12 protein-coding genes and 1 pseudogene are annotated in these 12,202 nt (G+C 69.7%); 2 read left to right on the plus strand and 11 right to left on the minus strand.

The genetic code is table 11. The features are described from left to right. Nucleotides 1-116 precede the first annotated feature (116 nt). On the plus strand, nt 117-965 hold the full coding sequence (locus ABZV38_RS20840) for an alpha/beta hydrolase (protein WP_356329001.1): 849 nt from the start codon (nt 117-119) through the stop codon (nt 963-965). Nucleotides 966-1,101: 136 nt separating this feature from the next. On the opposite strand, the gene ABZV38_RS20845 is transcribed toward ABZV38_RS20840, so the two are convergent. The 5 genes from ABZV38_RS20845 to rpsB all read right to left on the minus strand — a co-directional run bounded on the left by ABZV38_RS20845 (nt 1,102) and on the right by rpsB (nt 5,741). Next, nucleotides 1,102-2,184, minus strand: coding sequence for a phosphatidate cytidylyltransferase (locus ABZV38_RS20845; protein ID WP_356329002.1), 1,083 nt, complete (start codon nt 2,182-2,184; stop codon nt 1,102-1,104). After that, nucleotides 2,184-2,741, minus strand: coding sequence for a ribosome recycling factor (frr, locus tag ABZV38_RS20850; RefSeq protein WP_030928366.1), 558 nt, complete (start codon nt 2,739-2,741; stop codon nt 2,184-2,186). Before frr ends, ABZV38_RS20845 begins: the two co-directional genes overlap by 1 nt. Before the next feature lie 182 nt (nt 2,742-2,923). Next, nucleotides 2,924-3,700, minus strand: coding sequence for a UMP kinase (pyrH, locus tag ABZV38_RS20855; RefSeq protein ID WP_356329003.1), 777 nt, complete (start codon nt 3,698-3,700; stop codon nt 2,924-2,926). Nucleotides 3,701-3,860: 160 nt separating this feature from the next. Beyond that, on the minus strand, nt 3,861-4,697 hold the full coding sequence (gene tsf / locus ABZV38_RS20860) for a translation elongation factor Ts (protein WP_356329005.1): 837 nt from the start codon (nt 4,695-4,697) through the stop codon (nt 3,861-3,863). A 102-nt stretch (nt 4,698-4,799) separates the two neighbouring features. Continuing rightward, on the minus strand, nt 4,800-5,741 hold the full coding sequence (gene rpsB / locus ABZV38_RS20865; protein WP_356329007.1) for a 30S ribosomal protein S2: 942 nt from the start codon (nt 5,739-5,741) through the stop codon (nt 4,800-4,802). A 278-nt stretch (nt 5,742-6,019) separates the two neighbouring features. Between rpsB and ABZV38_RS20870 the strand changes: the two are divergent. After that, nucleotides 6,020-6,637 (plus strand): annotated as a pseudogene (locus tag ABZV38_RS20870) (M23 family metallopeptidase); the annotation flags it as partial. Nucleotides 6,638-6,714: 77 nt separating this feature from the next. On the opposite strand, the gene ABZV38_RS20875 reads toward ABZV38_RS20870, so the two are convergent. The 6 genes from ABZV38_RS20875 to ABZV38_RS20900 form a co-directional block, all read right to left on the minus strand. Continuing rightward, nucleotides 6,715-7,272 carry a helix-turn-helix domain-containing protein gene (locus ABZV38_RS20875; RefSeq protein WP_356329069.1) on the minus strand — a complete coding sequence of 186 codons (558 nt, stop codon included), beginning with the start codon at nt 7,270-7,272 and terminating at the stop codon, nt 6,715-6,717. 93 nt (nt 7,273-7,365) lie between these two features. After that, complete coding sequence (whiG, locus tag ABZV38_RS20880; RefSeq protein ID WP_313939408.1) at nt 7,366-8,202, minus strand: RNA polymerase sigma factor WhiG; 837 nt, start codon at nt 8,200-8,202, stop codon at nt 7,366-7,368. Nucleotides 8,203-8,444: 242 nt separating this feature from the next. Continuing rightward, nucleotides 8,445-9,725, minus strand: coding sequence for a DNA-processing protein DprA (gene dprA, locus ABZV38_RS20885; RefSeq protein ID WP_356329008.1), 1,281 nt, complete (start codon nt 9,723-9,725; stop codon nt 8,445-8,447). Continuing rightward, nucleotides 9,722-11,347 (minus strand): YifB family Mg chelatase-like AAA ATPase, encoded by a 1,626-nt coding sequence (locus ABZV38_RS20890; protein ID WP_356329010.1) that lies wholly within the window; start codon nt 11,345-11,347, stop codon nt 9,722-9,724. Before ABZV38_RS20890 ends, dprA begins: the two co-directional genes overlap by 4 nt. Beyond that, complete coding sequence (locus ABZV38_RS20895) at nt 11,347-11,706, minus strand: YraN family protein (RefSeq protein WP_356329011.1); 360 nt, start codon at nt 11,704-11,706, stop codon at nt 11,347-11,349. The genes ABZV38_RS20890 and ABZV38_RS20895 overlap by 1 nt, the downstream gene beginning before the upstream one ends. A 128-nt stretch (nt 11,707-11,834) precedes the next feature. Next, on the minus strand, nt 11,835-12,143 hold the full coding sequence (locus tag ABZV38_RS20900; RefSeq protein ID WP_003965949.1) for a DUF2469 domain-containing protein: 309 nt from the start codon (nt 12,141-12,143) through the stop codon (nt 11,835-11,837). Nucleotides 12,144-12,202: the final 59 nt, after the last annotated feature.

A 12,202-nucleotide genomic window follows, 5' to 3' on the forward strand; every position in this document is an offset into this window, starting at 1 on the left:
CGCACAATACAAATGGACGCTAGGTTTCTCGGCATCGCCCCGGGCGGGCACCACAGAACCGCCGACCCTGGGCGATGCCAAGCGCAGTACCCCGCCGTATGCCAAGGAGAACGACCATGAACCTCAAGACCGTCTTCCATCCCACCCGCAAGCACGCCGTCGTCCTGGGCGCCGCCGCGGGCGTGGCTGCGCTCACCCTGGCGGCCACGGCTCCGGCCAACGCCGCCAAGGCAGAGCACCGCCCGGTGGAGGAGAAGCCCACGGTCGTGCTGGTCCACGGCGCGTTCGTCGACGCCTCCAGCTGGAACGGCGTGATCAAGCGCCTGCAGCACGACGGCTATCCGGTGGTGGCCCCGGCCAACCCGCTGCGCGGACTGGCGAGCGACTCGGACTACATACACAGCGTCCTCAAGAGCGTGCAGGGACCGGTCGTCCTCGCCGGCCACTCCTACGGCGGCTCCGTGATCAGCCAGGCCGCCGCCGACGCCCCGAACGTCAAGGCGCTGGTCTACATCGCCGCCTTCGCTCCCGAGAAGGGCGAGAGCGCAGGGGAACTGGGCGAGAAGTTCCCCGGAGCCTCGCTCCCCTCGGCCCTCAACGCCGTGCCCTTCCCGCTCCCCGGCGGCGGCACCGGCACCGACCTGTACATCAAGGCCGACAAGTTCCACGACGTGTTCGCCGCCGACGTGCCGAAGTCGGTCACCGACCTGGCGGCCGCCACCCAGCGCCCGGTGGCCGCGTCGGTCTTCGGCGACAAGGCCACCGAGGCCGCCTGGAAGACCATCCCGTCCTGGGACCTGATCACCACGCAGGACAAGGCCATCGTGCCGGACGGGCAGCGCTTCATGGCCAAGCGCGCCCACGCGCACACCGTCGAGATCAAGTCCTCCCACGCCGTCACGCTCTCCCAGCCCGGCGCGGTCACCCGCCTGATCGAGCAGGCCGCCCGGGCCACCTCCCGCTGACCCTGCACGACCCGCCGCGACCGCCGCGGCATGGTTCTTCCGGTGTCGCGAACAGAAGAGTGAGGGCCCGCCGCCCTTTGGGCAACGGTCCCTCACTCGTAAAAACACAGGTCAGGATGGGTGGCGACCGAACTGTTCAGCTGGAGCCGACGAAAAGCACCAACAGCAGCCAGACCACCGGAGCCGTCGGCAGCAGCGAGTCCAGCCGGTCCATGATCCCGCCGTGCCCCGGCAGCAGCGTGCCCATGTCCTTGATCCCGAGATCCCGCTTGATCATGGACTCGCCCAGGTCGCCGAGAGTGGCGCTGGCGGCGACGGCAAGGCCCAGCAGCAGCCCCTGCCACCAGGTACCGCCGTCGATCAGGAACTGCATGCACAGTGCACCGGCGACCATCGCGAAGGCGACCGCCCCGAACAGGCCCTCGCGGGTCTTGCCGGGGCTGATCCGCGGCGCGAGCTTGTGCTTGCCGAAGCGCCAGCCGACGGCGTACGCCCCCGTGTCGCTGACCACGGTCAGCAGCAGGAAGGTGAGGACCCGCTGCGGCCCGTCGTCCGCGCTCAGCAGCATCGCGACGAAGGTGGCCAGGAACGGTACGTAGAACGCCGCAAAGACCCCGGCCGTGACGTCCTTGAGGTACCCCTCCGGCGGTTCGGTCATCCGCCAGACGAGCACCGCCAGAGCGGTCAGCGCCGTCGCGACCCACGCGCCCTCGGCGCCGCGGACATAACCGGCCACGACCATCGCCGCGCCGCCGACCGCGAGAGGCACGAGGGGCGCCTTGATGCCCTTGCGCTCCTCGAGCCGGGAGGTGAGTTCCCAGAGGCCCACGACGACGGCGATCGCTATCACGCCGATGAAGACAGCCTTGACGATGAAGAGCGAAGCGACGATGACGGCACCGAGCCCCACGCCGACCCCTATGGCGGCTCGCAGATCACGGCCCGCACGTTTCTTCTGCGGGGGCGGCGGGGGGGACATGGGCTCCTGCGGCTTCTCGTCACGGAACAGGGGGCCACCGCCCCGGCGGGCGGCTCCCCCGTCCCACTCGGCACGGTCGTCAGCGTCTCTACCTGCGTCGGGAACGTCCGGCACGATGGGCATGGGCCGAGTTTGCTGGGCGTGATGCACATCGTATGCAGGACCCGCCGGAGCAGCCTGCATCTCGGGCGTACCCCAGTAGCCGGCTTCCTGCGGGGCGCCCCAGGAAGAGTCGTTCATCAGACTTCGAGCAGCTCGGCTTCCTTGTGCTTGAGCAGCTCGTCGACCTGCGCGACGTACTTCGCGGTGGTGTCGTCGAGCTCCTTCTCGGCGCGGCGCACCTCGTCCTCGCCGGACTCCTTGTCCTTGACCAGCTTGTCCAGGGTCTCCTTGGCCTTGCGGCGGACGGCCCGGATCGAGATCTTGGAGTCCTCGGCCTTCGTCTTCGCGACCTTGATGTAGTCGCGGCGACGCTCCTCGGTGAGGTCGGGGAAGTTCACCCGGATGATATTGCCGTCGTTGCTCGGGTTGACGCCGAGGTCGGAGTCGCGGATCGCCTGCTCGATGTTGCGCAGAGCACTCTTGTCGAACGGCGTCACGACGGCCATCCGCGGCTCGGGAACCGAGAAAGAGGCCAGCTGGTTGATCGGGGTCAGCGCGCCGTAGTAGTCGGCGACGATCTTGTTGAACATCGCCGGGTGCGCACGGCCGGTGCGGATCGCGGCGAAGTCCTCTTTCGCGACCACGACGGCCTTCTCCATCTTCTCCTCGGCCTCGAGGAGGGTTTCTTCGATCACCACGTGCTCCTGCGTGTCTAGAGTGGGCCCGGCGTGCTCTGGCCCGGCGGGTCCTGCGTCGCGTCCTCACCTGCACGGTGTCCGACCGGCAGGCCGTTGTCCATCCTTCGGGGCCCCTCCAGGAGTGTTACCGGAGAGCCCCGGGACTGCACCGGGATCCCCCGGAGCCGTCCCCCCGGTTCTCAGGCCCGGGTGCCCTGGTCGCTCACGAGCGTGCCGATCTTCTCACCCTTGACGGCACGGGCGATATTGCCGGTCGCAGTGAGCTCGAAGACAAGGATCGGCAGCTGGTTGTCACGGCAGAGCGTGATGGCGGTGGCGTCGGCGACCTTGAGATCGCGGGCGAGCACCTCGCTGTACTCCAGAGCGTCGAACTTCACCGCGTCGGGGTTGGTCTTGGGGTCGGAGTCGTAAACCCCGTCCACACCGTTCTTGCCCATCAGCAGAGCCTCGGCGTCGATCTCCAGAGCACGCTGGGCGGCAGTGGTGTCGGTGGAGAAGTACGGCATGCCCATACCGGCACCGAAGATGACGACGCGGCCCTTCTCCAGGTGGCGCACGGCGCGCAGCGGGATGTACGGCTCCGCGACCTGGCCCATGGTGATGGCGGTCTGGACCCGGGAGTCGATGCCCTCCTTCTCCAGGAAGTCCTGGAGCGCAAGGCAGTTCATGACCGTGCCGAGCATGCCCATGTAGTCGGAGCGCGCCCGGTCCATGCCGCGCTGCTGGAGCTCGGCGCCGCGGAAGAAGTTGCCGCCGCCGATGACGATCGCGATTTCCGCACCGCCCCGGACGACCGCCGCGATTTCCCGGGCGATGGCGTGTACGACGTCGGGGTCGACACCGAGACCCCCGCCGCCGGCGAACGCCTCGCCGGACAGCTTCAGCATGAAGCGCCCGGGCACCTTGCCGTCCTCGCGCTTGTGGTCACCTTTTGCGGCGTCCGCGCCCTTGTTCATGGAGTTTCTCCTCGTGCACATACGAAGAAGGCCATTGCCGGTGGGTCTGGTGTCCCTCAGCGGCAATGGCCTCCTCGTCAGATCTGCGGTCGTACGGCAGGTGTGCGGCCGTACGACTGCACTAGACCCTATCGGGGTCCACCGTTGTTCGCGGACGGACTCAGATGCCGACCTTGATGCGCGAGAAGCGCTTCAGGGTGACACCGGCCTCGTCCAGGACCTTCTGGACAGACTTCTTGTTGTCCTTGGCGAAGGCCTGCTCCAGGACGACAACGTCCTTGAAGAAGCCGTTGACGCGACCCTCGACGATCTTCGGAAGGGCAGCCTCGGGCTTGCCCTCCTCGCGAGAGGTGGCCTCGGCGACCCGACGCTCGTTCTCGACCGTCTCGGCCGGGACCTCGTCGCGGTTGAGGTACTTCGGGGCGAAGGCGGCGATGTGCTGCGCAACGTCCTTGGCGACCTCGGCGTTCTCCTTGTCCAGCTCGACGAGCACGCCGACCTGAGGCGGGAGGTCGGGCATGGTGCGGTGCATGTACGCAGCCACGTAACCGCCGGTGAACTGCGCGAAGCGGTCCAGGACGATCTTCTCGCCGAGGTTGGCGTTGGCCTCGTCGACGTACGCCTGGACGGTCTTGCCGGCCTCGATCTCGGAGCCGAGCAGTGCGGCCAGGTCGGCCGGCGAGGTCGCGGCGACGTGGGCGGCGAGCGCGTCGGCGACGGCGAGGAACTTCTCGCCCTTGGCGACGAAGTCCGTCTCGCACTTGAGCTCGAGCAGAACGCCGGAGGTCTTGTCCTCGGAGATGAGGGAGACAACGGCGCCGTTCTCGGCAGAACGGCCCTCGCGCTTGGCGACGCCCTTCTGGCCCTTGATGCGGAGGGCCTCGACGGCCTTGTCGACGCTGCCGTCGGCCTCGTCGAGCGCCTTCTTGCAGTCCATCATGCCGGCGCCGGTGAGCTCACGGAGCTTCTTGACGTCAGCGGCGGTGTAGTTCGCCATGAGTCTGTGTTTCTCTCTCGAAGTCTGAAAGATCTACGGGTGAACGGCGGGGGCGGTGCTTGTGGCACCGGCCCCCGCCGTCATTCAGCCGTGACGCAGTGGTCAGGCCTGCTCGGCGTCCGCGGCCGGAGCCTCGGCAGCGGCCTCAGCCGGAGCCTCGGCAGCGGCCTCGGCCGGCGTCTCGACAGCGGCCTCGGCCGGCGTCTCGGCGGCGTCCGCGACCTTCTCGGTCTCGGCGGACGTCTGCACCTCGGCGTCGTCCTTCTTCTCGCCCTCGAGCAGGTCGCGCTCCCACTCGGCGAGCGGCTCGCCGGCGGCCTTCTCGCCCGGCTTCGAGTCGCCGGTCGCGGCGCCGGAACGGGCGATGAGGCCCTCGGCGACGGCGTCGGCGATCACGCGGGTGAGCAGGGTGACGGAGCGGATCGCGTCGTCGTTGCCCGGGATCTTGTAGTCGACCTCGTCGGGGTCGCAGTTGGTGTCGAGGATCGCGACGACCGGGATGTGGAGCTTGCGCGCCTCACCGACGGCGATGTGCTCCTTCTTGGTGTCGACGATCCAGACGGCGCTGGGCACCTTCTGCATCTCGCGGATACCACCGAGGGTCTTCTCCAGCTTGGCCTTCTCGCGGGAGAGAACCAGGAGCTCCTTCTTGGTGAGACCGGAGGCGGCCACGTCCTCGAAGTCGATCTGCTCAAGCTCCTTCAGACGCTGAAGGCGCTTGTAGACGGTGGAGAAGTTGGTGAGCATGCCACCGAGCCAACGCTGGTTGACGTACGGCATGCCGACGCGCGTCGCCTGCTCGGCGATGGCCTCCTGGGCCTGCTTCTTCGTACCCACGAACATGATGGAGCCGCCGTGCGCGACGGTCTCCTTGACGAACTCGTAGGCGCGGTCGATGTACGACAGCGACTGGAGCAGGTCGATGATGTAGATGCCGTTGCGCTCGGTGAAGATGAAGCGCTTCATCTTCGGGTTCCAGCGACGGGTCTGGTGACCGAAGTGGACGCCGCTTTCCAGCAGCTCCCGCATCGTGACGACGGCCATGGCCGTACTCCTTGAGGTGCTCGGTTGTCGCGACCGCAGGATTGCTGTCGCGCCTGACGCCCCGACGCGCCGTGCCACGAGGGACCGAGGAGCGCGGCCACCGTCCGCAGAGAGGGAGGTGGCGGGGCGTGCGAAGTCGACCCGGTGACCCGGATCGCCACAAGAAGTGTACGGGACCCATCGGGTGCCGGGTGACGGCGATGTCCACAACCGGCCGGCAGTCCACAGATCCGGTCCATGATCCCCCTGGATCCGCGGGATGCGGGACGGTTCCGGTCATGCCGTACACACCTGAACCGCCTGCTGCCCGGCGCGGCGCGGCGAGCGGTCCCCATCAGGCGCGCACTGTGCTCGCGGTGGTGGTCCTGGCCGTACTCACGCTGCTGTGCAGCGCGTATGCCGCCACCGCTGCCACCACTGCCACCACTGCCGACGACTCCGCGCCCGGGGCCGAGCACGTGTGGCCACTCGAGGGGCGCCCTGTGGTCGTACGGGGGTGGGAGCCGCCGGCCAGTGTCTACGGACGGGGACACCGTGGCGTCGATCTCGCTGCCGGACCTGGTGCCCCGGTGCGCGCCGCCGCCTCAGGACGGGTCTCCTTCGCGGGACGCGTCGCGGGGCGCGGGGTGGTCGCGATCGAGGTGGCGGGGACGGGTGATCCTCCGCTGCGCATCACGTACGAGCCGGTCCGCGCACTGGTCGCGCAGGGCGAGGAGGCCGTCGCGGGGCAGGTGGTTGCAGTCCTGGAAGCCGGGCCGTTCCACTGTGCGTCCGGGTGTCTGCACTGGGGGCTGCGGCGCGGTCACGCGTATCTGGACCCGCTGTCCTTGCTGCCGCCGTCACTGCTTCGGCGGGGCCCGTCCCGGCTGCTGCCGGTGTTCGGCGTACCGGAACCGAGGCCGGACACGCCGGGCGCCATCGGATACGCGGCCCCTGCCGTGCTGCTCGGCACGGCGGTCCTCCGGTCCGGGCGTCAGCCCCGGACGCCCCGCAGGATCATGGCGACGGCGGTGTCCGCGATCACGTCCGGCGCCTCCGCCACGCTCAGCTCGATACGGCGCACCGCGGCGTCCACCGAGCCCTGCAACAGCATCGCCGCGAGCCTCGGCTGCTCGTGGCCGAGGTCGCCGAGCGCCTCGACGATCATGGCGATCAGCCCGCCGTGTGCGGCCCGGATCTTCTCGCGTGCGCCGGCGTCCAGCTCGCTCGCGGAGATGGCGACGACCGCCCGGTGCCGACGGTCCCCGACCAGGTCGAGCTGGCGGCGCACATACGCCTCGACTTTTCCCTCGGGGGTCTCGGCCCGGTCCATGGCGCGCTCGACCTCGGCCGCCCAGACGGGGAAGTCGACGGCGCACAGCTCCTCGACGACGGCCGCGCGGGAGCGGAAGTACTCGTAGACGGAGGACCTGGCGAGACCTGTGCGCTCGGCGAGAGCGGGGAAGGTCAACGCTTCCGTACCACCCTCGGACAACAGGGATCGGGCAGCGTCCAGGAGGGCGCCGCGCTGCATGGTCCGGTGCTCGGCCACAGAGGCCGCTCGAATCCTGGGCACGGGTCCACTGTACGGCGGCACCTGTGGGTGAGAGGGGCGGGCGGCACCGATCGCCGGCCGAGCGCCGTCTCAGCGTCCGGCGTCGGCCAGTTTCGCGCGGAGTTGCAGCACCGATTTGGTGTGGATCTGGCTGACCCGGCTCTCGGTCACCCCGAGCACGTTGCCGATCTCGGCAAGGGTGAGGCCCTCGTAGTAGTAAAGGGTGACGACCGTCTTCTCGCGGTCCGGGAGTGTGTTGATCGCCCGGGCGAGCAGCCGTCTGAGCTCACGGTCCTCGGCGACCTCCACGGGGTTGTCGGCGGCGGTGTCCTCCAGCGTATCCATCAGGCTCAGCCGGTCACCGCCCTCGCCGCCGACATGCAGGAGCTCCTCCAGCGCAACCACGTTCGCCAGCGACAACTGGCTGAAAACCGCGTGCAGTTCTTCCAGCGTGATGCCCATCTCGGCCGCGACCTCCGGCTCGGAGGGGGTACGCCGCAACTGCGCCTCCAGCGTGGCATAGGCGCGCTCCACGGCCCGCGCCTTCTGCCGCACGGAACGCGGGATCCAGTCCAGCGCCCGGAGTTCGTCGATCATCGCGCCGCGGATGCGGGTGATTGCGTACGTCTCGAACTTGATGGCCCGTTCGATGTCGAACTTCTCGATCGCGTCGATCAGCCCGAAGACTCCCGAGGAGACGAAGTCCGCCTGCTCGACATTGGACGGCAGTCCCACGCTCACCCGGCCCGCGACGTACTTCACCAGCGGCGAGTAGTGCAGGATCAGCTGCTCCCGCAGCCGCTCATCACCCGTGGACTTGTATGAACGCCACAACTCGTCGAGCGAGGAGGGGGCAGGAGGGCGCACAGTGCCACGCGCAGCCGGTGGTACTGGCGCACGGTCAGACCCGGAGGTGTGCTGGGGCATGTGGTGCCTTGAGCCGTTCTGCTGTGGAGTGCTGGGGGACTTGTGTCTGGGCCGGAATCCTTGTGAGCGTAGCGTGACTGAAGTGTTGCGGTGCGCGAAGGATAGAGGATCGACGCCGGGCACTTCCGGACGAATGGACATGACTACGCTCCGGGACCGTCACCGTGTGGGCCGGTCCCGGAGGCGTCACTGAAGGATCCGCCGAGGTCATCGGCATCACCTTTTCACCCGAATGCTCCAGGTCAAGGACCGCCTCGCCGCGGGGCGCCGATGCGTGTCGGGCGCGGCGTCAACCGCCAGCCTTCGCCATCGCGTTCGACGAACCCCAGTGAGTGCAGTTCGTACAATCTGCCGAGTGCTTCGTCGACACTGGTTCCAGCCGTCCGGGCGGCGTCCCTTCCGCTGACGGAGCCTTGGGAGGGCAGGGCGTCGAGAACCCGGGCGGAGACGGTGTCCAGCAGGTCCCTCGGGAGTACGGGTCCGCGCCGGGCCGGGGCGAGGTCGCCGATCTCCCCCACCAGTTCGGCGACTTCCGCAGCATCGGTGACCAGGATTCCCTCGCCCCTCAGGAGCTCGTGGACCCCGGCCGACAGTCCGCTGGTGGCGGGACCCGGCACCCCCATGGTGAAGCGGCCGAGCCGTTGCGCACTGCGTGCGGTGACCAGTGAGCCGCTCCGGTACTCGGCCTCGACCACGACCGTCCCGCGGGTCAGCGCGGCGATCACCCGGTTCCGGAGGATGAATCTGCTGCGCGTCGGATGATCGGCCGGTGGCAGCTCTCCGATGACCAGCCCCTGTTCCGCCACACGCCCGATCAGCTCGGCATGTCCTCGGGGATAGGCGACGTCCACCCCGCAGGCCAGGACCGCCATGGTCGCCCCGCCGGCCGCCAGGGCCCCGCGATGGGCCGCCCCGTCCACCCCGAACGCGGCACCCGACACCACCACCCACCCCAGCTCCGCCAGCCCCGCCCCGAGGCTCGCCGCCATATGCGCCCCGTACGGTGTGCAGGCCCGGGCGCCCACCACCGCGACCGAGCGCAGCGCCCAGAGCCGCAGATCGGGCCGTCCCCGAACCCAGAGGCCGGTCGGCCGGGAGTCGCCCAGGTCGTCGAGCTGACTGGGCCACTCACGGTCGCCGGGGCAGACGAAGCGTCCGCCCACCGCGGCGACCGATGCCAGGTCCCGCTCGGGGTCGGCGGCCTCGGCACGCAACCGGTAGCCGGACAGCCGCTTCGCGGTCATACCGCGCAGCTGTTCCGCGGTCCCGTCCCGGGCCGTGATCCGCCCTATCAGTTCGGCTGCGCCGACTTCACGCAGCCAGCGGCCACCGCGTTCGTCGCCCGGCTCGAAGACACGGGTCAGGGCGGCCCGCGCCAGCCGCTCCCGGTCGCCCACCGCCGGGAGCGCCCGCCCAGCTTCCCCGCTGCACTCCCGGCTCCCCGGCACCCTGGTGCCCCGTCCCTCGTCAAGACCCTCCGGCGCCCTGATGCCCGGTCCCTCGCCGAGGCCCATCGGCGTCATGAGGCCCGGTCCAGCACCGAGGCCCCCCGCGAAATCCCCGTCCGCAGTTCCAGGGCCACCGCGATGTCGGACGCCTCCGGGCGATCGGCACCGCGCAGGTCGGCGAGGGTCCATGCCACCCGCAGGACCCGGTCGAGTCCCCGCGCGGTGAGCAGTCCACGCTCCATGTCCCGTTCCGCCGCCATGAGCGCCCCAGGTGCCGCAAGCAGCCGGGTCCGCAGCTCATGGCCGGGGACCTCGCTGTTGGTCGTCCAGTGCGTGCCCGCGAGCCGGTCCGCGGCCCGTCTCCTCGCCTCGTGTACCCGGGCGGCGACATCGACGGTCGACTCGCCCCGGCCGCCCAGCCCCATCAGGTCCTGGCGCTTGACCGGTGCGACGCGCACCCGCAGATCCACCCGGTCGAGCAGGGGCCCGGAGAGTCTCGCCTGGTAGCGACGGACCGACGAGGGCGGGCACTCGCAGGCGGCGCCGGTGAGGGTGTGGCGTCCACACGGACACGGGTTGGCGGCCAGCACCATCAGGAAGCGGGCGGGCAGCCGCACCACGCCGGCACTGCGCGCCACCACCACATGGCCCGATTCCAGCGGCTGACGCAGCGCGTCCAGGGCCCGCACGGAGAACTCCGGCGCCTCGTCCAGAAAGAGCACACCGCGATGGGCCAGCGAGACCGCGCCGGGCCGCGGCAGTCCGTTGCCCCCACCGACCAGCGACTGCATCGTTGCCGAGTGGTGGGGTGCGCAGTACGGCGCCCGGGAGACCAGCGGTTCACCGGGCGGCAGGATGCCCGCCACCGAGTGCACCGCGGTCACTTCGAGGGATTCCTGCCTGGTCAGCGGAGGCAGAATCGCAGACAGCCGCTCGGCCAGCATGGTCTTGCCGGCGCCCGGCGGTCCGGAGAGCAGCAGATGGTGACCGCCCGCCGCGGCGACCTCCAGGGCCTTGCGCGGCAACTCCTGGCCTGCGACGTCCGCCAGGTCCGGCCGGTGTCCCCCGCCCTGTGCGGAGTTCAGCGCCAGTCCGGTGCCGATACCCGCACCCGGCACCATCAGCCCCGCGAGCATGGTGTCGGGGCGCCCTTCCTCGTGGATCTCCGGCTCGTCGGGCACCGGTTCGTCGCTGAGCACGGCGATCAACTGCCTCAGGCTCCGTACCCCGAGGACCGACACCCCCGGCACCAGCGCCGCTTCGCCGGCGGTCTGTTCGGGGACGACGACCTTGCGGTATCCCGCCTCCGCTGCGGCGAGTACGGCGGGCAGCACTCCGCGCACGGGCCGCACCCGGCCGTCGAGCCCGAGTTCCCCGATCATCACCACATCCGTGATGGCCGCGGGGGCGATCCGCTCGGCCGCGCCCAGCACGGCACACGCGACGGCCAGGTCGAATCCGCTGCCGCCCTTGGGCACGGATGCCGGGGAGAGCCCGACCGTGAGTTTCTTCTGCGGCCACTCGGCCCCGGAGTTGACCACCGCGGCCCTGACCCGGTCCCGGCTCTCCACCAGGCTCTTGTCCGGCAGCCCGACCAGCGTGAACGCCGCCACCCCCGGCTCCAGGTCCGCCTGGACCTCCACCACCACGCCTTCGACGCCGACCAGCGCCACCGAGCACGCCCGCGCGAACCCCATCAGGCCACCCCCCGCGCGTGCTCGGCGGCCGGCGCTCCGCGCCTCGGCACCACCACGCCGACCAGGTCGATCCGCACCCCGCCCGGCGGCGGACCGCCGTTCCGGTCGAGCCAGATCTCGGCCAGCCGTCGCAGCCGGTCCGCCTTGACCGGGGTGACGGCCGCCATCGGATGCTCGAACGCCCCTGCCCTGCGGGTCTTGACCTCGCAGACGACCAACGCGTCGCCGTCCATGGCGACGATGTCGATCTCACCGGCGCGACAGCGCCAGTTCCGTTCCAGTACGGCCATGCCGGCGTCGGTCAGCAGCCGCGCCGCCAGATCCTCGCCGTACCGCCCGAGTGCCCCCCGTGCGTTCATGTCGGCACCACCTCCGGCACCGACTCTGACGTGCCCGACCCCGACCAGTGGATCTTGGTGGACAACTCAGCGACTGTGGATAACCCGGCCACCCGTAAGGAGGACCGACCGAGGGGCGCCCCAGCGGCTCAGCCGCCCGGCAGTTCGAGGTCGCTCTTGTTGAGCTCCTCGATGTTGACATCCTTGAACGTCAGCACGCGTACCTGTTTGACGAATCGTGCGGGCCGGTACATGTCCCAGACCCAGGCGTCCGCCATGGACACCTCAAAAAACACCTCACCCTGGACCGAGTGCACCTGCATCTCGTAGTCGTTGGTGAGGTAGAAGCGCCGTTCGGTCTCGATCACATATTTGAACAGACCGACGACATCGCGGTACTCCCGGTAGAGCTTCAGCTCCATCTCGGTCTCGTACTTCTCGAGGTCCTCGGCGCTCATTGGCATGTTCCCCTTCAGCCGTGCGTCCACCTATTGTGCGCCAGGCTCCGGCGCCCCTG

Origin of the sequence: Streptomyces sp. NPDC005181 (genome assembly GCF_040608395.1) — a bacterium.
In the GTDB taxonomy this organism is placed as follows: Bacteria; Actinomycetota; Actinomycetes; order Streptomycetales; family Streptomycetaceae; genus Streptomyces.